The organism is Paraburkholderia sediminicola, assembly GCF_046027355.1.
Classification (GTDB): Bacteria; Pseudomonadota; Gammaproteobacteria; order Burkholderiales; family Burkholderiaceae; genus Paraburkholderia; species Paraburkholderia sediminicola_B.
In genome coordinates this window covers 299763-321108 of the sequence record NZ_JAQQEK010000003.1, presented here as the reverse complement: position 1 = coordinate 321108, position 21346 = coordinate 299763, and the positions used below count along the sequence as shown (strand labels likewise).

At 61.4% G+C, this 21346-nt stretch carries 19 protein-coding genes and 4 pseudogenes; 12 read left to right on the top strand and 11 right to left on the bottom strand.

Features of this window, described 5'->3' with window-relative positions; translation table 11 throughout:
• Positions 1 to 5 precede the first annotated feature (5 nt).
• Positions 6 to 1256, top strand: coding sequence for a Zn-dependent hydrolase (locus tag PQR42_RS07360; RefSeq protein WP_408383251.1), 1251 nt, complete (start codon positions 6 to 8; stop codon positions 1254 to 1256).
• Positions 1229 to 2110, top strand: a complete 882-nt coding sequence (locus PQR42_RS07355; protein ID WP_408383253.1) for a GNAT family N-acetyltransferase — start codon at positions 1229 to 1231, stop codon at positions 2108 to 2110. Before PQR42_RS07360 ends, PQR42_RS07355 begins: the two co-directional genes overlap by 28 nt.
• Positions 2111 to 2183: 73 nt before the next feature.
• Here PQR42_RS07355 and PQR42_RS07350 read toward each other — a convergent pair whose 3' ends face one another.
• Together PQR42_RS07350 and PQR42_RS07345 are read right to left on the bottom strand one after the other, a co-directional pair.
• Positions 2184 to 2489, bottom strand: coding sequence for a panthothenate synthetase (locus PQR42_RS07350; protein WP_408204511.1), 306 nt, complete (start codon positions 2487 to 2489; stop codon positions 2184 to 2186).
• A gap of 129 nt (positions 2490 to 2618) precedes the next feature.
• The gene (locus PQR42_RS07345) at positions 2619 to 3251 is read right to left on the bottom strand and encodes a methylated-DNA--[protein]-cysteine S-methyltransferase (RefSeq protein WP_408204512.1); all 633 of its coding nucleotides are present in this window, start codon (positions 3249 to 3251) and stop codon (positions 2619 to 2621) included.
• 281 nt (positions 3252 to 3532) lie between these two features.
• Here PQR42_RS07345 and PQR42_RS07340 point away from each other — a divergent pair, with 281 nt between their 5' ends.
• Positions 3533 to 4867, top strand: a complete 1335-nt coding sequence (locus tag PQR42_RS07340; RefSeq protein ID WP_408383255.1) for a leucine-rich repeat-containing protein kinase family protein — start codon at positions 3533 to 3535, stop codon at positions 4865 to 4867.
• A gap of 82 nt (positions 4868 to 4949) precedes the next feature.
• A complete protein-coding gene (locus tag PQR42_RS07335) occupies positions 4950 to 5939 on the top strand; it encodes a substrate-binding domain-containing protein (protein ID WP_408204514.1) in 990 nt (329 codons plus the stop codon).
• 69 nt (positions 5940 to 6008) lie between these two features.
• On the opposite strand, the gene PQR42_RS07330 is transcribed toward PQR42_RS07335, so the two are convergent.
• On the bottom strand, positions 6009 to 6440 hold the full coding sequence (locus tag PQR42_RS07330) for a PRC-barrel domain-containing protein (RefSeq protein WP_408383257.1): 432 nt from the start codon (positions 6438 to 6440) through the stop codon (positions 6009 to 6011).
• A gap of 193 nt (positions 6441 to 6633) precedes the next feature.
• Between PQR42_RS07330 and PQR42_RS07325 the strand changes: the two genes are divergently transcribed.
• The 3 genes and pseudogenes from PQR42_RS07325 to PQR42_RS07315 all read left to right on the top strand — a co-directional run.
• A complete protein-coding gene (locus tag PQR42_RS07325; RefSeq protein WP_408383259.1) occupies positions 6634 to 7797 on the top strand; it encodes an MFS transporter in 1164 nt (387 codons plus the stop codon).
• Between the two features lie 266 nt (positions 7798 to 8063).
• Positions 8064 to 9236: a glycosyltransferase family 9 protein gene (locus PQR42_RS07320; RefSeq protein WP_408383261.1), complete on the top strand. Its 1173-nt coding sequence runs from the start codon at positions 8064 to 8066 to the stop codon at positions 9234 to 9236.
• 138 nt (positions 9237 to 9374) lie between these two features.
• A pseudogene (locus PQR42_RS07315) lies at positions 9375 to 9697 on the top strand (ester cyclase); the annotation flags it as partial.
• Positions 9698 to 9849: 152 nt separating this feature from the next.
• Here the strand turns inward: PQR42_RS07315 and PQR42_RS07310 are convergent.
• Positions 9850 to 11076, bottom strand: coding sequence for an NAD(P)/FAD-dependent oxidoreductase (locus PQR42_RS07310; protein ID WP_408383264.1), 1227 nt, complete (start codon positions 11074 to 11076; stop codon positions 9850 to 9852).
• 228 nt (positions 11077 to 11304) lie between these two features.
• Here PQR42_RS07310 and PQR42_RS07305 point away from each other — a divergent pair, with 228 nt between their 5' ends.
• Positions 11305 to 11766: a MarR family winged helix-turn-helix transcriptional regulator gene (locus PQR42_RS07305; protein WP_408383266.1), complete on the top strand. Its 462-nt coding sequence runs from the start codon at positions 11305 to 11307 to the stop codon at positions 11764 to 11766.
• A 127-nt stretch (positions 11767 to 11893) separates the two neighbouring features.
• On the opposite strand, the gene msrA is transcribed toward PQR42_RS07305, so the two are convergent.
• On the bottom strand, positions 11894 to 12400 hold the full coding sequence (gene msrA / locus PQR42_RS07300) for a peptide-methionine (S)-S-oxide reductase MsrA (RefSeq protein WP_408204775.1): 507 nt from the start codon (positions 12398 to 12400) through the stop codon (positions 11894 to 11896).
• Between the two features lie 722 nt (positions 12401 to 13122).
• Here msrA and PQR42_RS07295 point away from each other — a divergent pair.
• Positions 13123 to 13869 carry a hypothetical protein gene (locus PQR42_RS07295; RefSeq protein ID WP_408493600.1) on the top strand — a complete coding sequence of 249 codons (747 nt, stop codon included), beginning with the start codon at positions 13123 to 13125 and terminating at the stop codon, positions 13867 to 13869.
• Positions 13870 to 13878: 9 nt separating this feature from the next.
• On the opposite strand, the pseudogene PQR42_RS07290 reads toward PQR42_RS07295, so the two are convergent.
• Positions 13879 to 14225, bottom strand: a pseudogene (locus tag PQR42_RS07290) (LysR family transcriptional regulator); the annotation flags it as partial.
• Positions 14226 to 14636: 411 nt separating this feature from the next.
• Between PQR42_RS07290 and PQR42_RS07285 the strand changes: the two are divergent.
• Positions 14637 to 15194: a hypothetical protein gene (locus tag PQR42_RS07285; RefSeq protein WP_408493599.1), complete on the top strand. Its 558-nt coding sequence runs from the start codon at positions 14637 to 14639 to the stop codon at positions 15192 to 15194.
• A gap of 608 nt (positions 15195 to 15802) precedes the next feature.
• Here PQR42_RS07285 and PQR42_RS07280 read toward each other — a convergent pair.
• A pseudogene (locus PQR42_RS07280) lies at positions 15803 to 16168 on the bottom strand (transposase); the annotation flags it as partial.
• 74 nt (positions 16169 to 16242) lie between these two features.
• Here PQR42_RS07280 and PQR42_RS07275 point away from each other — a divergent pair.
• Positions 16243 to 17409 (top strand): TolC family protein, encoded by a 1167-nt coding sequence (locus PQR42_RS07275; protein WP_408493598.1) that lies wholly within the window; start codon positions 16243 to 16245, stop codon positions 17407 to 17409.
• 55 nt (positions 17410 to 17464) lie between these two features.
• Here PQR42_RS07275 and PQR42_RS07270 read toward each other — a convergent pair.
• From PQR42_RS07270 to PQR42_RS07260, 3 genes and pseudogenes are all read right to left on the bottom strand, one after another.
• Positions 17465 to 17703 (bottom strand): annotated as a pseudogene (locus tag PQR42_RS07270) (helix-turn-helix domain-containing protein); the annotation flags it as partial.
• Positions 17704 to 18043: 340 nt separating this feature from the next.
• Positions 18044 to 18316 carry a hypothetical protein gene (locus PQR42_RS07265; RefSeq protein ID WP_408204521.1) on the bottom strand — a complete coding sequence of 91 codons (273 nt, stop codon included), beginning with the start codon at positions 18314 to 18316 and terminating at the stop codon, positions 18044 to 18046.
• Between the two features lie 87 nt (positions 18317 to 18403).
• Positions 18404 to 18829 (bottom strand): Ohr family peroxiredoxin, encoded by a 426-nt coding sequence (locus tag PQR42_RS07260; protein WP_408204776.1) that lies wholly within the window; start codon positions 18827 to 18829, stop codon positions 18404 to 18406.
• Positions 18830 to 19120: 291 nt separating this feature from the next.
• On the opposite strand from PQR42_RS07260, the gene PQR42_RS07255 reads away from it, so the two are divergent.
• Complete coding sequence (locus PQR42_RS07255) at positions 19121 to 20260, top strand: FUSC family protein (protein ID WP_408383657.1); 1140 nt, start codon at positions 19121 to 19123, stop codon at positions 20258 to 20260.
• Positions 20261 to 20299: 39 nt separating this feature from the next.
• On the opposite strand, the gene PQR42_RS07250 is transcribed toward PQR42_RS07255, so the two are convergent.
• Positions 20300 to 21211: a LysR family transcriptional regulator gene (locus PQR42_RS07250; protein ID WP_408204522.1), complete on the bottom strand. Its 912-nt coding sequence runs from the start codon at positions 21209 to 21211 to the stop codon at positions 20300 to 20302.
• Between the last annotated feature and the right edge of the window lie 135 nt (positions 21212 to 21346).

Genomic DNA, 21346 nt, shown 5'->3' with positions numbered 1-21346 from the left:
AGAACGTGGTGAGGATCGATCCGGACCGGTTGCTGACCGATCTCAAGCGGCTGCGTAGTTTCGGCGCCACGGGCCCAGGCGTCGTTCGGCTGGCGCTTTCGCCGGTGGATCTGGCGTCGCGCGAGTGGCTGGCCGGGCGCATGACGGAGGCGGGACTCGAGGCGGTGATCGACGGCGTGGGGACTGTGTTCGGACGCTCGCGCAACAGCGGGCCCGCGCTCGTGATCGGCTCGCATACCGACACGCAGCCGACCGGCGGCTGGCTCGACGGCGCGATGGGCGTGATCTACGGGCTGGAGATTGCGCGCGCGTTGGCCGAGAACGACGCGACGCGTCACCTCGCGGTGGACGTGGCATCGTGGATCGATGAAGAGGGCACGTTCTCCGGCTTGCTCGGCAGCCGCAGCTTTGTGGGCGACAACGTCGACGGGGCGATTCGCGATGCCACGAATCGGCAAGGCCAGCGTCTCGAAGACGTGCTCGCAACCGCGGGGCTGGCCGGGCGGCCGCGTGCGCGCTTCGAGCCGGGCCGGCAGGTTGCCTATCTCGAACCGCATATCGAGCAGGGCGGCCGGCTGGAAGCGGCCGGCAAGTCCATCGGGGTCGTCACCACGATCGTCGGGCTGCGCGAATTACGGCTGCGCTTCACGGGGCAGCGCAACCATGCCGGCACGACGCCCATGGCGATCCGGCGCGACGCCGGCGCGGCGTTGGTCGCCTTTATCCCGCAGATGAACGAAGCATTCGCGCAACTCGCGGATGCGGATACCGTCTGGACGGTGGGCCGCATCGACCTCGACCCCGGCTCGCTGAGCGTCGTGCCGGGCGCGGCCGACATGGATCTGCAATTCCGCGACGCGAACGCCGCGCGTTTGCAGGCGATGGAAGACCGGCTCGCCGAACTGGTGCGGGACTTCAATGCGCGCGGCTCGGTGAGCGTAGCGCTGACGACGATCGACGAACCGATGCAACCGGTGACCATGCACGCGTCGCTCGCGGATCATCTCGCCCGCGCCGCCGACGCGGTGGCGCCCGGCCAATGGATCCGCATGCCGAGCGGCGCCGCGCACGATGCGCAGGTCATTGCTCGCTGCATGCCGGCTTGCATGATGTTCGTGCCGAGCATCGGCGGCGTGAGCCACGATTTCATCGAGGATACGGCCGAGGCGCACATCGTTCTCGGCTGCCAGGTCGCGGCCACGGCTGCGGCGGCGATTCTGGAGGAACAATGGGCGAAACGAGCGTGGCGAACGTGAACGAATCAGGCGATTTCGTCGTACGCACGATGTCGGCCGAGGACGTCGCCTTGGCGGTCGAATGGGCCGCGCAGGAAGGATGGAACCCCGGTCTGTACGATGCCACCTGCTTTCGTGCGGCCGACCCCGACGGGTTTTTCATCGGCGAATGGCGCGGCGAGCCGGTGGCGTGTCTATCCGCGGTCGCGTATGGCGAGGATTTCGGCTTTATTGGCTTATATATCGTGAAACAGGCGTTTCGCGGTCGAGGCTTCGGCATGCGCGTCTGGCAGCACGGTATGGACTATTTGCGAAACCGCAATGTCGGTCTGGACGGCGTGGTCGCCCAGCAGGCGAACTACAGGAAGTCCGGATTTCAGCTTGCCTATCGCAACATCCGCTTTCAGGGCGTCGCGCAAGAGATCGCTCAGGGCGAGCACTATGCAGACGTGTTGAACGCTTCAGCGCTGCCCTTCGAGTCCTTGAACAGCTACGATCGGCAATGCTTTCCCGCGGCGCGCGAGCGCTTTCTCGCTGCGTGGCTCGCGCAGCCCGGCGCGATGGCGCGCGTCGCGGTGCACGACGGCCGGGTGGTGGGCTACGGTGTATTGCGGCGTTGCCTGACGGGTTACAAGATCGGCCCGCTCTTCGCCGATAACGGCGAGATTGCCGGTGGTCTGTTTTCTGCGTTGACGTCGAGCATTCCGGGCGAAGTGTTTTTCTTCGATGTGCCGGAGATTAACGTGGATGCCGTCGCGTTGGCCGAACGGCACGGCATGACGAGCGTGTTCGAAACCGCGCGGATGTACACGCAGGAACCGCCTGCTATTTCCATGGAACGCGTGTTTGGCGTGACATCGTTCGAGCTGGGTTGACCACAGCACAGCGTGATGATGCTTGATTACGCAGCCATCGGCGGTGCCAGTCGCGGACCGCCAATGGCAAGCACTATTTCCATTTCGAGCCGAGATTTTCCAGTCCGGCTTTCTTCAGGTCTTCCGGCAACATCGCAATGCGCATTTCGCAGTCGGCGTTGAATTTCAGAAACCACGGCTCCGCGAGCGCGGGAATCGACGATGCGTTGTCGACATCCACCACGACGACTGCTCCGCGTGCCCCACTCTGCTCGGTGAAGTAGACGGCCTCCGGTTTGATCTCTTCCAGTATTTTCCCGATCACTTGCCCGGCGGTGCCATCACGCACCATGGTGTTGAACGGTTCGTGCGGGATTCGTATGTTGAGAAGCATGCGCATGTCATCCTCCTTGTTGATGCCCAAAGGGCTTCTTAAGGATAGATGCTTTATGCGGACGGCAATGTAATCTATGGTGAAGCGTTCAACGCGACGTAGTGAGTCCGCTGCCATTGCGGACCATGCGTCCGGTCAGTTTCCAAACAGCGAGGCTTGCGTGCCGCGGCTCGGCGCATGGCGCGCGGGTTTCGTCTGAGCCTCGGATTTGACCTGAGCCTTGACCGCGGCCCTTTCTTCGAGCGCGAACATGTCCGTTTGCCCGTCCGCTTGCTCTTCGATCGAAGTCTGTCCGGCTTCGAGCGACAGCAGCAGCATCTTGTTCGCCAGGCCACCCGCAAACCCGGTCAAATCGCCGGACGCGCCGATCACCCGGTGGCACGGCGCCACGATGGAAATCGGATTTCTGCCGTTCGCCGCGCCGACCGCCCGCACCGCATTGACGTTGCCGATCTGCGTCGCGATTTCCGAGTAGCTGCGCGTCTGGCCGAACGGTATGGTCAACAGTGCGGCCCACACCTGCTTCTGGAAGTCCGTTCCCTGGAAAATGAGCGGAAGGTCGAATTCGTGCCGCGTGCCGGCAAAATACTCGTTCAACTGCCGTTCGGTCTCGATCAGCACAGGCTGGTCGTTCGCTTCGACCAGTTCTCCGAGACGCACGCGGTTCGGCTTGTCGTGCTCCCACAGAATGGCGGCGAGGCGCTCGCCGTTTGCAACGAGTTTCAACTGGCCGACGGGCGAGTCCATCAACTTGTAGGCGTATGTCACTTTGCTTGCTCCTGACTGGTTGGAGGCACAGATGCTGCAAGGCGAGTCTGCGAATACACGCGCCAAGCGCGCCGATATCCGACAGTGTGAGCCTCGTACTCTCTGATTGCGCTCCGAATCTTGCTGTCCAATTCCTCGCGACCGATGACGGTCGGGCGGCTCGTTGTTCTGGACGGGACGATGCATCACTGTACAACCCTTTTCGCGCCAGGCTCGTGACTCAGTAGAATTGATACCTTCGATACGAAGCGCACCCGCAACCGGACCTCTCTTTCACGACTGTGACGACGACACTTGAACAATTGCGGGCCGGCCAACTCGCGGGCACGCGCCGGCTGAAACTGGCCGGCGGCCTGACTGAATTTCCGTGCGAGATTTTCGACCTCGCCGACACGCTGGAAGTTCTCGACCTGTCGGGCAACGCGCTAACGTCGTTGCCCGACGATCTGCCACGGCTCACCAAGCTGCGCATCCTTTTCGGTTCCGACAACCCGTTCACCGAATTGCCGGAAGTGCTGGGACAGTGCTCGCAATTGAGCATGGTCGGCTTCAAGGCCAACCGCATCCGGCAAGTGTCCGGCAAAGCGCTGCCACCGCAATTACGCTGGTTGATTCTCACCGACAACGAAATCGAAGCGCTGCCTGCCGAAATCGGCGGCTGTACGCAATTGCAAAAGCTGATGCTCGCGGGCAACCGTCTGCGGACGCTTCCAGAAGAATTGGCCGCCTGCTCGCGGCTCGAATTGCTGCGTCTCGCGGCGAATCAGTTCAGCGAACTGCCGGCCTGGTTGCTGCGTCTACCTCGGCTGTCCTGGCTGGCGTACGCCGGCAATCCGTTCAGCGAAGCGCTCGAAGCGGCGGCGCTGATCGACACGCCGATCGCCGCGATTGCGTGGCCTGACTTGAAGCTCGAGGCGGCGTTGGGCGAGGGCGCTTCCGGTGTCATCTATCGCGCGGAGCTTGCGGGTCAGCATGGCGCGTCCCGCTCTGTCGCGGTGAAACTGTTCAAGGGCGCAGTCACCAGTGATGGTTTGCCCGACTGCGAAATGGCAGCCTGCATTCGCGCGGACGATCATGCGAATCTGATCCCGGTGGCGGGGAAAGTGAAGGATCATCCCGCAGGCACGCATGGCCTCGTGATGGAACTGATCGATCCGCAATTCACAAACCTCGCCGGTCCGCCGAGCCTCGAATCCTGCACGCGCGATATCTATGGCGCTGACACGCGCTTCGATATGGCTTCAGCGTTGGGCATTGCGTACGGAATCGCGGCGGCGGCGTGTCATCTGCATGAGCAAGGCATCATGCATGGCGATCTGTACGCTCACAATATCCTCTATGGCGGACAGGGGCGCGCGTTGTTGGGGGATTTCGGCGCAGCGTCTTTCTATGATCTGGACGATCGGAACATCGGTCTCTCGCTTCAGCGCCTCGAAGTCAGAGCCTATGGTTGTCTGCTCGAAGAGTTGCTAGAACGATGCGACTGGCCGCAGGCGCAGGCGAACATCCAGGCGCGCTTAATGGAGTTGAAGGACAATTGCTTGAGCGAGGCTATCGATAGCCGGCCGTTGTTCGACGAAATCGCAGCGTGTTTGCTCGCGCTGAAGGACGCTTGATGAGCGGCAGGCAGTGCCACGGCGGCCTTTCATCCGAGTGCAATGCTGTGATTCGTCAGCCCGGCCCAGAAGGAGAGATTCGATGATGCAGAAGACGCCCCGAAGGACGTCCTCTCGGGGGATGCGCCGCCGCGTGGTGTTTGCCGGCGCGCTGGCCGCAGCCGGCATCGGCGGCGCGACGGATGCAGCGGTCACACCGGGCAGCAAGCTCAAGATCGCGCTCGTGCTGAAGTCGCTGAGCGATCCGTTCACGGTGGCGATGGCGAACGCCGCGCAGAACTACCAGCAGCATTACGCATCGCAATTTGATTTGACGGTACGCGGCACGGCCAACGAAAGCGACACGGCCGGGCAGATCCGCATGGTCGAGGACATGATCAAGGCGAAGATGAACGCGATCGTCATCGCGCCGACCGATTCGAAGGCGCTGACGGCGGTCGTCGCGCGTGCGATCAAGGCGGGCATCATCATGGTCTCCATCGACAATCCGCTCGACGAGGCGTTTCAGGATGCGGCCGGCATTTCCGTGCCGTTCGTCGGCCCGAACAATCGCAAGGGCGCGCAGCAGGTGGGCAATTATCTGGCGGAGCGGCTCAAGGCGGGCGATCAGGTGGGCATCATCGAAGGCAGCGCGGCCGATCGCAACGCACAGCAACGCACGGACGGCTGCCGGGATGCGATGAACGCGGCGGGCATCAACATCGTCGCGGTTCAGGCCGGCGACTGGGAGTATGGCAAGGGGCGCGACGCCGCCTCGAAGATGCTCAGCGAGCATCCGCAGATCCGCGGGCTGCTGTGCGGCAACGACAATATGGCGATGGGCGCGGTCGACGCGGTGCGCGATGCGGGCAGAACCGGTGGCGTCTACGTCACCGGCTACAACGATATCGATGCGATCAAGCCGTTGATCGCCGATGGCCGCGTGCTCGCCACGATCAATCAGTTCGCCGCGCGGCAAGCCGTATTCGGCGTCGACGTCGCGTTGAAGGCGGTGACCGAACAGAAGAAGCAGAGCGAGTTGTCGAGCGTGATCGAAACGCCGCTGCAGCTCGTCACGGCAGCGAATCACTGAACGCGAGCCTTCATGCGGCTGCAGCGAGAGCGAGTCGTCTCACTCTCGCGTCACGGCCTGTCGCCTCGGTTATTCCACTTTGACCTTGTGCGGCTTGGTTGCTTTTTCGAGCTTGTTGTACTCGAACTCAGGCACCGACTTCAGCGCATCCTTCGTCGCAGCGGCGAGGAACAGGTTGCCGTCGCGGATCTCGAAGTGATCGACCGGGATCGCCACATAGTGCTTGCCCATGCCGAGGAAGCCGCCCACCGACACAACCGCATATGTCGCTTTACGGTCCGGCGAAATGATCACGTCGTAGATGCTGCCGACCTTGTCGTTCAGATCGTTGTAGACCGGCTCGTCGACAAGGGCCCGCCGCACGCTCCAGCCCTTCAGCAGCGCATTGGTTTGCTCGACCGTGCCACCGAGCGGTTGCAGTCCGGCAATCTGCGCGTAGGCGCCTTGTGAGGCGCAGATTGCGGCCAGTGCGGTCGCGCAGATCAGCGTTTTTGCTTTCATTTCCGGCTCCTTGTTGTCTGTTCAACAGTCAGCTTCATACGTAGGTACGGGGAAGCACGTGACGTGCCCGGACTTCGGCGTAAATCGTCATTCGTTCCTCGCGATCAAGATTCAATTGCTGCGGCAGGGCTGTTTGTCGGGCGCCCGTTCGCCGACAATCCTTCGCTTGTGATATCTGGACGGGAGAATAGGCATGAAACCAACCTGGGCACTGCTGGCCCTGGCTGTCGGCGCATTCGGCATCGGCACCACGGAATTCGCGCCAATGGGCTTGTTGCCCGTGATCGCGAACGGCGTGGGTGTCTCCATTCCCGCCGCGGGCCTGCTGATCAGCGCCTATGCGCTCGGCGTCATGCTGGGTGCGCCGTTGATGACGCTCGCCTTCGGCAGGCTGCGCGCGAAGAAAGCACTGATCGCGCTCATGTCGATTTTCGTCATCGGCAATCTGCTCTCGGCGATGGCGCCCGGCTACTGGACGCTGCTCGCCGCGCGCCTCGTGACGAGCCTGAATCACGGCGCGTTCTTCGGCATCGGCTCGGTGGTGGCGGCGAATCTCGTGCCGCGCGAGAAGCGCGCGAGCGCGGTCGCCACCATGTTCATGGGCCTGACGATCGCCAATATCGGCGGCGTGCCGGCGGCGACCTGGATCGGTCAGCAGATCGGCTGGCGCATGGCGTTCGCCGGCACCGCCGGGCTCGGTGTGCTGGCGATTGCCGCATTGGCTGTCGCGCTGCCGCGCGGCGACGCGGGCAAGATGCCGGACATTCGCCGCGAGTTGCGCGTGCTGGCGCGCCCTGAAGTGCTGATGGCGATGGCCACCACGGTCATGGGCGCCGGCGCGATGTTCACGCTCTACACCTATGTGGCGCCGGTGCTCGAGAATATGACGGGCGCCTCCGCCGGCTTCGTCACGATTGCGTTGGTGCTGATCGGCATCGGCTTCACGATCGGAAACGGGCTGGGCGGACGGCTCGCTGACTGGTCGCTCGACGGCAGCACGAAGCTGTTTCTCGGCGCGCTGGCGGTCATCATGGTGGCGCTGCCGTTCGTTCTCACCAGCCATGTGGGGGCGTTGATCGGCCTGCTCGTATGGGGCGCGGCCACGTTTGCGATCGTGCCGCCGGTCCAGATTCGCGTGATGCACGCGGCGGCCGACGCGCCGGGGCTGGCGTCGTCGGTCAATGTGGGGGCGTTCAATCTCGGCAATGCGCTGGGCGCCGCTGCCGGCGGCGCGGTGATTTCGGCGGGATGGGGCTACACGGCCGTACCGATTGCCGGCGCGGTGCTGGCTGCGGCGGGCTTGATACTGGTGTTCGCCGGCCGTGCAGCAGATCGTCGCGCGGTCGAGACCTGCTGATAGCGAGGCGCACAACCGGGCGGCGTCCCCGGCGGGATTCGCTGGGGACCCGGCAAGATCGCCTCGGTTGGACTCGGACGCGGCGGACGCATAAACAGTCCACGGTTCTGTACGCCCGGCCACAGAGCGCGCGGCGGCAACCAGGCACAATCGGAGTGATATCCGGGCGGCGCCTGCGGCGCACCTGCGCCCTGCGTGCCCGGGCCGCCTCCCGCGCGAACCGATGCACGGCGACGGCGACCGCCACCTGCCGCATTGGAGAAGCAATGGGTTGGAAAAGTCTGCTGATCGAAACGCCGGTCTGGTTGATGGGCCGTTTCCACCCGCCACGGTTCGATCCGAATCGCGACACACCGCGCGAGATTCTCGTGCTGCGCCCGAACGATTTCGGCGAACTGCTCACCACCACGCCGCTCTTCGAGGCGCTGCGCAAACGCTTTCCGACGACGCGCCTGATCGCCGGCGTGGGCAGCTGGGGGCGTCCGATACTCGAGAACAATCCCTTCGTCGACGAGATCGCGGAGATCGACGCGCCCTGGAACAACAAGCTGGTCGAGGACCGCTCGCACGGCAACGTGTTGCGTTTTCTGTGGAAGTCCCCGCAGGTCGCCGCACTGCGCGCGCGCGGCGGCTTTGATGTCGGTATCGACGTGCTCGGCAGCTATATGGGCGCGCTGCTGATGATGCGCGCGGGTGTGCGCTATCGCATCGGCGTGCGCGGGTATCGCGGCGGCTGGAGCGGGTGTCAGGCGTTTATCGAATTCGCCGCCCGGCAATGCGGACGCGCCGCGCTCGCGCAGGGCGAACTGCTCGGCGCGACGGCGCTGCCGGAAGCGCGCCCGCAACTGTTCCTGACCGACGACGAGCGTGCGACTGCCGCGCGGATCTGGAATGCGGGCAGCGTGCCGGGGCGTCGCACCGTGCGGTTGATCGTCGGCGTCGGGGCCGGCGTTCCGACCAAGGCATGGGACGCACGCCAGGTCGGCGTCGCGCTCGCGCGGATCGCGCAGACACTGGAAAAAGCCGGCGACGCGTGCGACATCGTGATCGTCGGCAGCAAGGCGGATCAGGCGCGCGCCGCCGAGGCGAGCGCCGCGGCGGGTCCTGGCGTGCCGGTCCGCTCGCTGGCGGGCGAGGTGCCGATGCGCATCGTGTTCGCTCTCACCGAAGGGGCCGGCGTCGTGCTGACGAACTCGTCGATGCTGATGCACGTCGCGGCGGCGTTTCGTCGTCCGACGGTCGCGGTGATCGGCGGGAGCGTGACCAAACCCGACAGGCACGACGCCATCTGGGGTTATCCGCCGCCGTATCGCAGCGTGTCGCCTGAGCAGTATGTGGCGGGCGAGCATGCGCGGAACTGGCCGAGCGTCGAGCGGGTCGTGCAGGCGGTTCTGGAGGCGGTCGGTACGCAACGCACTCAGGTCGGCGCGGCAGCCTGACGTCGAGCCGCTGGATGTGCACGGCTGACACTGCCAGGGAGGCAGCCGCTGCGATTCCCGAGCCGTCATCCACGACGGTAGAATTTCAAGTCTTCCTGCCTCGCAGCACGGACCTTGTACAAGGGCGGAGAAATTGCCGTGGACACGACCGACCTCTCCAACCTCTATCGGAATTACATTGCCTGCCTGAGCAGGCAGGATTGGCCGAATCTCGGCCAGTTCGTCGACGACGATGCGCACTACAACGGTCAGCGCATTGGCTTATCCGGCTATCGTCAGATGCTGGAGAGGGACTTCCGTGAAATTCCGGATCTTCATTTCGACATCCAGTTGTTGATTTCCGATCCGCCTTATATAGCCAGCCGGCTCGGTTTCGTCTGCACGCCAAAAGGCACGTTCCTTGGCCTTGCCGTCAACGGGAAGCGCGTTTCTTCACGGAGAACGTGTTCTATCGATTCCGCAATGGAAAGATCGAGCAGGTATGGTCAGTGATCGATAAGGCGGCCATCGAAGCGCAGCTTGAACGTTGATTCACCAGTTTGCGGGCTGCGCGTGACATTCGCTTCCACGCCGCATTTGCGTCCGTTTTGCGTCGCGCGCGAACACCGCCGGTTTAACGGGCGGCGGCTGTTGGCGGCGGAGTCTGTACGACGGGCGCGGCAGCTTGGAGGATGTCGTCCCGAAGGCGAGTACGTGGCGGATAGATGCGTACGCAGTTGATGGTTTGCTTGGTCGCTTTGGCGGCGTCGCCTTCAGACACGAGATGCCGGTCCCAGCCCTCCGTGTACACAGCGCCCCAAGGACCGAGATCGAGAATGGTCGTGTACCAGTCGATATGAAGCGGCAGCATCTCGCCGCCGAACAGATCGCAGACGACGTTGTGACCGGCATAGCGTCCCATCGGCCGGCTGTGCTGACATGACATGACGGATGGCCGCGCGCCGTCGATCAACACGCGCGCGCAATCGCCCGCAGCGAATACATGCGCTACGTTTTCCACGCGCATGAATGCATCCACCGGCAGGCGTCCGAACGGATCGAGTGTCACAGGGATTTGCGCGGTCAGCGCGTTCGCGCGCATGCCGCCGCACCAGATCACCGTGGCCGCTTCAATGCGCCGGCCGTTCGTGAGTTCGACGCCTTCGGCGTCCACCGACTGCAAGGACACGCCCGCGAGCATCTCGACGCCGAGGGCGTCCATCGCGCGCTCGATGACAGGCTGCGCGCCGCCCATGGCCTGGCCGATTTTCGCCGAGCGATCGGCCAGCACGACATGCACGGCGTCGCGATGCGCGTCGCCCGCGATGCCGCGCAACCGCGCCGGCAGTTCGGCCGCCAGTTCGATTCCGGTCAAGCCGGCGCCGACCACCACAGCCGTGAACGCACTCGCCGCACTCGCGCGCGACGGCAAGCCGCGCAGATGCTCGGCGAGTTTCGTTGCGCCCGAGAACGTATCGACGTCGAATGCGTGCTCGGTCAAACCGGGGATATCGGGGTGGACGAGTTGGCTGCCCGCCGCGATGACGAGCCGATCATAGGTCAGCGTTTGCGTCGGCCCTTGGGTCCGAAGCGTGATGTCGCCGTTCGCCACATCGATGCCGGACACCGTGCCTTCGACGAGCCGCACACCGATCGGCTCGAGAACATCGGCCAGTGGCACGCGCGTGTCGTCCAGGTTCTGTTCGTAATTCCGCACCCGAATACTGTGGTACGGCGTGCCGTTGATGACGACCACCTCCACCTGATCGGCGGGAACGCGCAGTTCGTCGAGTTTGCGCGCCGCGCCCACCGCGCTCCACAGTCCGGCGAAGCCTGCGCCGATCACCACGATCCGCTTCAAGACGTTCTCCCATGGGAAATTCGTGCGGACCTTCAAGTCATCGGCGCGGCGGCCGATTTCAAGGTCATGATTGTTTGCGCTCGTAGCTTACTCGTGCCGACGAGGACGGTGAAGCCGATCGTCAGTGCTCCTCCGCCAACCAGGCAAATTTGACGCGATTACGATATAATCGCATGCGATGTATAATGTCGTTAGCGAGGCGTCAGCCTCTACTCAACGAGGACGCAGATGAAATCGACCGACCAACCAGCTTCCGCGGATGTGAAGCTCTCCGACTTTCTGTGCTTTGCGGTCTATTCCGCGAACCTGGCGTTCGGCAAGGCTTACAAGCCGATTCTCGAAGAGCTTGGGCTAACGTACACGCAATACATCACGATCATTGCGCTGTGGGAGGAGGACAACCAGACCGTCAGCAGTCTGGGTGAGAAGCTGTTCCTCGAGTCCAACACGCTCACGCCGATCCTGAAGAAGCTGGAGGCGGCGGGTTATGTGGAAAGGCAGCGGGACCCTGAAGACGAGCGTCAGGTGCGGGTCGGCTTGACGAAAAGCGGTCGGCGGTTGCGAGAAAAAGGCCTGAACATGGACCTCGTCGAGGCAACCGGCCTCGCGCCGGACGAGTTCTCGAAAGTGCAGAAGGCGATCGTGACGCTGCGCAACAATCTCGTCAAAGCGGTTCAGAACGGGGATTGAGCGGCGGACCACGCGATTCATGCGCCCGTCAGGCGCCTTTCCAAACGAAGAAGCCCGCGAACGATGTCCGCGGGCTTGTTTTTGTTGCGCCACGGTGTTGCTCGCCCGTTGGCGCTTGATTTAACCTTCAGCCGCGCTCGGGTAGCTTCCAGTTCGGGCGGACGAAGTGGCACGTGTATCCGTTGGGAATGCGCTCCAGATAGTCCTGATGTTCCGGCTCGGCTTCCCAGAACGGGCCGGCGGCAGCGACCTCGGTGACGACCTTGCCGGGCCAGAGGTCGGATGCCTCGACGTCGGCGATGGTGTTCTCGGCCACTCGCTTCTGCTCATCGTCGAGATAGAAGATGGCCGAGCGGTAGCTCATGCCGATGTCGTTGCCCTGGCGGTTCTTCGTCGTCGGATCGTGGATCTGGAAGAAAAACTCCAGGATCTTGCGGTAGCTGATCTGGTTCGGGTCGAACACGATTTCTAGCGCTTCGGCGTGTGTGCCGTGGTTGCGGTAAGTGGCGTTGGGCACGTCGCCGCCCGTGTAGCCCACGCGCGTGGACAGCACGCCGGGGTAGCGGCGCAGCAGGTCTTGCATGCCCCAGAAGCAGCCGCCGGCCAGGATGGCGGTTTCGGTTTGTGTCGTCATTTCTATCCAATCCTTTTCGTTGGTGGTTGGCTTGCGGTTTTGTCGGATGCGGTCCTGCAAGGATGCCAGAGATCGGTGTGGCCGGTGTTGTACGCTTCGTGGAGCGGGGCGCGGGTTTATGGGTCTTGTTTTTGCTGCAGCGGGTGTTGGGCGTGTGCTTTGTGGTGTTGGCCTTTTCTTGGAGTCACGGTGGTCTATTAGCGTTGCCCCTGTGCCGGGCAATTCTACCGTTGCATGGATTCGAATAGAGTTGCATAAGTCAACAAAATCAAGCTCTTGGGTTGCATGGGGTTGCATAGAGTTGCATACGGAAATTCCCCTAAAACTTCCCTATGCTGGTCTGTGCGACCTCAACCAACCTGAGGGCACGACATGGCACGCTACGCGATCAACCGCGATTTTCTCGAACCCATCCGCCAGGCCGGCGGCACCGGCCGCCCTGCGCGGCTTCGGCGTCAACCAGACCAGCTCGCGCGCATCCGACGTTCGCTTTGACATACTCAAGCGCCCCCGGAACGGGGCGCAATGTCGAGTCAGTAATTTGAAGGCGCGATTGCTCGCGCCTCTCCCCAACGCAGGTCGCATAGCAAATATCAAGGTTAGATAAATGCCCCGACGTTTCGCGACAGTCTTGCTGACCTTTCCGAAACCCTGGCACTGGTAGTTTCTTTCATGATTGCAACGCGCGCTAAAAAAGCGCCAGAGTAATAAAAACGAATCCATTGATTTCAATTGCCTTGATGACCAAGACGCTAAAAATAATATTGGCGGCCGCTGCAGTTGGCGTAGCGGCAATCTGCTTTTCGGTTGTGAAACTCGAACAAGTCAAGTCAAGCAATTCCGCGCGTTGGATGAATCCGTTTTCAAAACAGTCAGCGGCATACCGTGAGGCTGAGAAACTCCATCAGTGGATGCTAGGCAATGCGAAGTTGACTCATGCAACACAAAACCTAGAGCCAGCCGACAAACTGGACTTCGCCGGTCAACTGGCAACAAAGGGACGGGCGCGATTGTCGACGGATCTGCTTGAACAGCGTTTGCCGCTCGTTGAGCGGGTGCTTAGATCACTGAATGCGCGCTTGTGTGCCCGTTTTATACGGGGCGAGATACCCGATCGCGAGCTCATTGGCTACGCCATTCCTGTCATGGAGTCGTTCAGCGAAGCGGAGGCGAAGGCGTGGTTTGCCGTGAGCGAAGCTGCCATTGAGGCCGAGTTAGACGGATTGCCAATTATTGTTTTATCGACTGAAAACGCAAAGCAGGCGATCTATCAGATCAGACAATCGATGTATGAACCGCAAGGCCACGCGTTCGGCTTGGGGTTAGCGAGCTTAGAAACAGAGGGCGACCAAGAGGCATGCGCGACAGCGCAGACTCTCTACTCCAAAGGAAACTCCCTATCCGAACCATATCGTGGGTACATGGCCAGACTACTTCTAACCGGAGAAGATGGGCACCAAAAGCGTTGACAGGTGGCCAGCACCTACCAGCGTGTGACGTTCTTTCATTAGCAACTCCGAATGCGCGCTCCTAACGCTTCGCGTCCAAACCGGATATTGCAATGACAGTCGTCGGTCGGCTCGGTGCGGATCGACAACTCAACATCGGGCAGTGCGCGAGCGAGTGAGCCGAGAAGTGGTGAAAATCTTTGGGTCACAAAAGTGGGAGGCATGGAGACAATCAGGCGTCGCGCTCCAGTTTGCTTTGCGAGTTTGCGGCATCCGCGCTCGATTATGTCGAAGGCCTCGGCAAGACAGGGCCGCAACTGTGCGCCCGCCGTCTCTTCAAAAAAGCGCAACGCGATCACGGATGGCAACCGCCGCACGGATCACCTGCTGTCTTTCCGATAGCTCAGGAAAATGAAGCGTCTGGAAGGTGCCGGTCCACTAGCATTCAGGCGAGCAGGCGGTCAAAGGGAGAAACCCCCGCCTGCTCACGCCTGCCCCTGTTCGCGGACCAGCAAGTCCATTCGATCACACCCCAGCGTTACCCACTAGCGTTGTGTCGAAATTTGACAAGTGACGGTCATCAACCAGACCAACTCGCGCTCATCCGACGTTCGCCTGGGCATGCTCAAGCACCCCCGGAACGGGGCGCGATGTCGAATCAGTAATTTGAAAGGCGTGATTGCTCGCGCCTTTCCGTAGGCTCGCACCTCTCCCTGATGCAGATCGCATAGCAGATATCAAGGTTATCGTCCCCTATTTACCAAGAGTTCGACGAATACCGAAAATGGTTGTTAAATAACAAGGAGCTAAAAGCTGTCAATGACGCAGCAGGTCCAAATGATTTGATGATGTTATCTGGACGATTGGCGGCGAAAGGAATGCCCCGGTTGCCAACGGACGTACTTGAGCAACGGTTTTCATCCGTTAACAAAATATTACCGTCGCTGAACACCCATGTTTGCGCTACGTTCATAAAGGGAAACTTTGATGCTACAGAGTTTACGGCGCAGTCGGCTTCGACAATGAACTCATTTAATTCAGAAGAAGCGAAAGCATGGTTTTCTGTTGCTAGAGCCGCAATCGAGGCGCAACTACATCGGTCGCCACTCATCGTGCTTCCCACTGAAGACGCAACGCGAAGCATTGTCAAGATTGCCAAATCAATGTATGCACCGCAATCCAAGGAATTTATTGCAAGATTGGCTGGGCTGAAGACGGCGTCTGATGAGGACGCTTGCGCGACGGTGCGAACTCTTTATTCACAAGGTAATTTTTTACCTGAACCTTATCGTGGGTATGTCGCAAGAATGCTGCTCACCGAGAGCGAGGGCAATGAAAAAATTTAATATTTAATTTCAGAAAAAAATTTAATACGAATTCCAATTTGTCATTTTCCATTTATTTAAGCAATAGATTGAGTCAATCAGAAATGCCAACCTTCACAATTGCGGATTACTTCGGTCCACTATCCGACGCTGGTGCATCCATGGCGTCCGCCGCCGAGACGGCCGCCGGGGGTGATCGCGTCAATGCTCTCAACTGATATGACTTTCCGTGTCAATCTGGATCGGTTTTCGTTTTCCATCCATAGGCGCGTGAATTTCCTGAGGGCGACGTAGCAGTAAGTCTCGACGGTGGATCACACTTCTATGAGCGAAACTTTGTCAAGAACGCCTACGCCAGAATCTTCATAACATGTCTCCGTGTGTTTGGTCTGAAGTCGCTGTTGCGCTCGTGAGATGAACCAGCATCTCACCACCTTCTATCCGCTGGCGTGTCGCCAGCCTCATCCTGCATGCGCGTTACGCCGGAATCTTTCCGGGAACATGCCCTATCTGAAAATATTCGGTTGCTTCAGCAACCCAGCGTGATCACGGGCATGTTCACTCCAACCGTATTGCTACGAAACTGCCTGGCCGAACCTTTACCTCCTTCCTGCGAAACCTGAGGGGACTTAAGCTGACTTGAGGTGCGCGCCTTCGGGCATGACTCCGTCTTTCAGATAGCGCCACAGTGCAATGGCAAGACGTCGCGCTACTGCGACGATGGCGATGCGACGTGCGCGTCGGTTCGGTCCTGTGCCCTGTGTGCGTTGGTCAAACCATTTCGTTAATGCGCTGCCAGGCTGATAGCGCAGCCAGGTCCAGGCGATCTCGATCAGCAGTGCGCGTACCCGCCGGTTTCCCTGTTTGCTGATCCCCTGGTCGACCTGGCTTTCGCCGCTGTCGTAAGGCTGCGGCACCAGTCCGACGCACGCACCGACTTCGCGGCGGTTGTTGAACTCCCGCCAGAACAGCTCGAGGGCAAGACGGGAAATACCATGACAAGACGGCGGTCAGCGATAACAAGAATTTCCGCATCGGAACTGGGGACACCGTTGTCGATGCATCGCCCTTGTCAGAAAATCCGTATTCGCTGTCGTCTCCCATGCGCCGTGAATATGACGAATTCCGCAAATGGGTGTTGGGTAATAAAAAATTAGTCGCTCTGAGCCCTTCAAAGAATCCAGGCGATCTGTTAAGCCTTTCAGGCACGCTGGAAGCGAAGGGAGTGTCTAAACTATCAACAGAACTATTAGAGCAGCGTCTGTCAGCGGTAAGCAAGATATTGGCGACTCTGGATGTTCATACATGCAGTACGCTCATCCGAGGCGGGTTTAATCTCCCCGAGTTCACGATCCAAGCCTTTCCGGTAATGAACTCGTTCGATGAAAATGAAGCGAAAGCATGGATGCAAGTTAATAGGGCTGCCATCGAAGCACAGCTAACTGGATCGCCAGATATCGTGTTGCCAACGTTTAACCGGGCGAAGGCCGAAGGCGACCTTCAGGCCGCTCTCGGCACACTCGCCGCAGACATGTTCCTGAGCCCGGATCAGCCGGTCACGATGCCGGCTGCTGAGGACGGCGTGGTGCCGGACCAGGATTTCACGGCGTCGATCTCCAGCATGATCGAGGAAGCGCAAACCATCCACCCGGCTATTGCTGCCGCTAGGGCGAAGCTCGACGCGGCGATTGCCAGCGAACAGCAGACACGCGCCGAAGGGTTGCCGAACCTGAGTCTGATCGCGAAATACAGCCAGAATAACCAGCCCGCCAGTCTGGGTCTCGGACAGCCTGAATTCGCCGCAACCGGGCGCGACTGGTATGTCGGCGTGCAGCTGCAGATTCCATTGTTCGAAGGGTTGAGCCGGACGTACAAAGTGCGTGAGGCGCAAGCCCAGACGGAGGTGCAGGCGGATACGCTCGATGAAGCCCGACAGCAGGTCGGGCTCGACGTATGGAAGAGTTACCAGGCATTGCAGACGAACATACAGAGCGTGGGAAACACCGCTACGCTAAAACAGCTTGCGCAGCGTTCGTTTGAAGTTGCGCGGCGTCGCTATGCGGCGGGTGTGGGAAGCATCCTGGAACTGCTGACCGCTCAAAAGGCGCTTTCGGACGCCAAGCAACAACGCATCCAGGCGCTCACAGACTGGCGTGCGGCGCGGCTTCAACTGGCTGCGAAGATGGGACGTCTGAATGCTGGTGATTTGCGTACGGAACACATTCCGCCGCAATAGTCAGGTTTGCCGCAGGCATATGGCTGCGCGCCGTCGCGAAGTGCGGTACAACCGCAAGTGCAACCACGCGGTGCTCGATCTCAGGGTGGTGCGATCCGGGCTGCAGAGCGGCCTGCTTGAACGGTCATGCAGACCGGCTTCACCCGACTCCGCGTAACGTTTGAGCCACTTGTAACCGGTCTTCGCACTGACGGCGTAGCGCTGGCACAACTCGCGCCGGTTTGCGCCTTTCTGCAAGGCCAGCTGAACAAATTCCAGACGTAGGTTCACGGTATCTCTCGGGTTCCACGACATGGCCAGCTCCGGAAAAAACGTTTCCAGAGTGTTACCCATGTCCCGATACACCTGTTACCTATGTCCCAGTTCCATACACCGCTGCAAAGAAAAGTAGGCAAAAGAAAGCAGCTCACACCGCCAGTTCTTAAGCGGGTCTCTCGCGCAGCCACGCTTGTGGTGCATCTGGAATCAGTGCTCTCGCACACTCCGCGTTCGTCACACAGCAGTCATTCTTCCGGCGGCGCTGCGCGCGCCGTCGCGGTCGTTTGCCTGTCGACCGACAGGCAAAGCCCAGCGTGCTGACCTGGCATTTGGCAAGCAAACCGGCCGCGCTGCGTGTCGGGGCCGGCTGCGCGCTTTAGTGACGTGCGTAAAGATTGTCGTGAGGCGCGACGGCGGCGCGGCTCGCGGACTCGGAGTGGCCGGAGGCGACACCGCCATACGCCGCTTGCGAGCCGGCTGCGTCGTCGGCATTCGCCGCGACGGTTTGCGCGCTCTGCCCGCGCTGCGACGCCGGGGCGCCGACCGAAGGCCGGTAGAAGGGCGCCGGACCATAGCCGCTGGCGAACGCGGGTGCGGCGGCGGTAGCAGAAAGGGCGACGAGCAATGCAGCAACGAATTTGGTTTTCATGATGGAACTCCACTTAAAAGATGTTTGGTGACAGGCGCGAACCTTGCCGGATCGCGCCCTGAAATGCCGGTTCAGTGACGGAAAGGATCAGACCACGTTGACCACGACGTCGATGTTTCCCCGCGTCGCTTTCGAGTACGGGCAGATTTCGTGCGCTTCATGCGCGATGGCCTCGGCGACTTCGCGCGCCACGCCCGGCACGCTGACGTCGAAGCGGGCCTGCAAGAAGTAGGCGTCCCCGGTCATGCCCAGATCCACCTCGATATCCACCGACAAATCGGCCGGAAGCGTCACCTTCTTCGCCTGAGCCACGAGACCGATCGCGGAGATGTAACAGGCCGACCAAGCGCCCGCGAACAACTGCTCGGCGGTCGGATGCGCCTGGACGCCCGGGAACGCGATGTCGTCGCCGCCGCCTTTGGCCGCCGACAGATTGAGGTCGACGCGACCGCCGCGGCCGCTGAACTTCGTGTGGGTTTTGCCGGTGAGCAGGACAGTTTCGATCTTGGTCATCATGAATTCCTTGAGTAAGAGAGGGTGTCAAATCGCTTTAAATCGCATGCGATGCGATCGCATGCGTCGAATAATGATCGAGAAGTTCGGCCTTGTCAAGCGCATAAGATTAAAACGCGTACGATTTATTGTGATCAGGGCCACGATTGGTCGATGGCCGTCAGGACGCGGTTGTCTAACCGGGCTGGAGCAACAAGCCGCTGGCAACGATTTCCGGCCGGTCCGTGCCGTTCCTATCGACTAGACTACGGGGTAGCCCAATCCGACGCGCACCACGCCGTGAAGCGAAAGATGATCCCGGAGGACGACGAGCAAAAGATCGGCGCCGACGCGCAAAATCGCGCGGCGAGCGATGGCATTCGAGGCGAAGCCACCGGCGAGGGCGGGCGTGGCGCCCTAGTACGGGCGAGGACATGGCTGGAGCAGATGGACCCCGGCACGCATCGCCGGATCAAGGGACTGCGGCTTATCACCGCCTACGGGATCGCCGCCGCGCTCGGGACGTTGCAGGACGTCACGCATGGTCTGCCCGGCGCGACGCTCGTTGCTTCGCTGGCCGGCAACTTCGCACTGTGGGCCAGCGTCTCGGAAGCGCGCGTCACGCGGCCCGAATCCAGCCGCGATCTGGCACTCCTGTGTGCCGCCGCCGGGCTCGGCGCTGCCATGTTCATCGCATTCGCCCCGCTCCTGCAGGCAATCGGCAAATCGGGCCCGGAACTGACGCTCGTCACAGGCGCCTTTCTGGTCGGCTACCTCAAGCGCTTCGGCATTCTAGGTGCGGGAATGGGCTCCCAGATATACATCGGGCAATTGCTGGCCTACAACGTCCGTCTGACGCCGGTCGATCTGCCGGCCGTCGTGGTGGCGGGATTGATCGCCATGCTCGCGTCGATTGTTCCGCGCCTGCTCAGCGGCCCGGCGGAGCGTCCCGCCATGACGGTGCTTTCGCCCGTCAACGTGCCGGATCGCTGGAGACTGTCGGCTGAACTCATCATGGGCCTGCAGGCGGCAAGCGGCGCGCTGGTCGTCGTTGCCTTGAACGAGACGATCGGACTCAAGGAGTCCGCCTGGGCGATCACCGCAAGTACCTACGTGGTTGCCGGCTCCGCGAGCGGCACAGCGGAACGCGTGCGCCGACGGATCATCGGCACCTTGGTCGGCGTTCCGGTGGGTCTAGCCTGCTTGCCGCTCGTCGAGCACGTGCCGCTGCTCGCCTGGGCCGCCGTCGCGGCCGCCATGATCATCTACGCGATGGCGTTGCCCGATCGCTACGACATCGCTTGCGGGGCGTTCGCCTTCACATTGATCGTGACGCTGGCGATCGGCGGCGTGCACTCCATTTCGATTCTTGGCGCGCGCGCCTGGGAGACGCTCCTCGGCGGCGTGCTTGGACTGCTGGCGGCGAAGTTCATCTTCCCGCTGCGCGTGTAGCGGGCCGCTGTGGAGAGCGTCGCGCGGCCATCCGCAAGCCTACGATCCCAGCTTTTCCATCAGGAAGTCGACGAAACTGCGCACGCGCGAGGACAGATGCCGCGCATGCGGATAAAGCAGAACGAATGGCCGCGAGCAACCGCCATAAGGAATGAGCAATTCCTTGAGCGTTCCCGCGGCAATGTCTTTCTCGACGATGAACCGATAGGTTTGAAAAATACCCGCCCCGTGACGCGCGAGCGTTGCCCCGGCAAGCACGTCGCCCGACGACGTGTAGCCGCCGCTCGTCATCGTCTCGACAACTTCGCCTTCGTATTTGAACAGCCACGGAAGATTGCGGCCGGTGCTCGGCAACGCGTACTGGACACAGTCGTGATGGATCAGGTCGTCCGGCGTTTTCAGTTTGGCTGCGCCGCGCAGATAAGCCGGCGAAGCGACGACCACCAGTTCCGCGTCCTCGATCGTGCGCGCGATCAGCCCGGAGTCTCCGGGCGCCGCGCCGCGAATGGCCAGGTCGAAGCCTTCTTCGCCAAAATCGATGTTGCGATTGCTGAGATGTGTTTCGACCGTCACGCCCGGATAGCGCTTGCGAAACTCGGCCAGCAGGGGAAGCACGCGGTAGTGTCCATACGGCGTCGGCATGCTGATGCGCAGCACGCCGGTCGGCGCGGTTTGCTGTCCGGTCGCTTCGCGCTCGGCTTCGGCGAGCTGGGCCAGCGCCAGGCGACATTGTTCGAAGTACCGTCGTCCCGCATCGGTCAAACGGATCTGCCGGGTGGTCCGCACAAACAATCGCACGCCGAGGCGCTCCTCCAGACGCGCGACCGTACGGCTGACGGCGGCCGGTGTGACGCTCGCGGCATTCGCGGCCTCGGTGAAACTCTCCAGTTCGGCCGCCAGACAGAACAGTTCGATACTGCCCAGAAGGACATCTTCAAATTGACGCTGCATGGTCTCTTGGCGAAGTGCCTGATCGCTATCTTGTCCAGGCAGAATGCCGCCCGGAACGGCCGCAACGCGAACGCAACGGCAGCGCGGTCGCGATGGATGCGGAACGAGGGTTCATACGGAATATCAGGACTATAT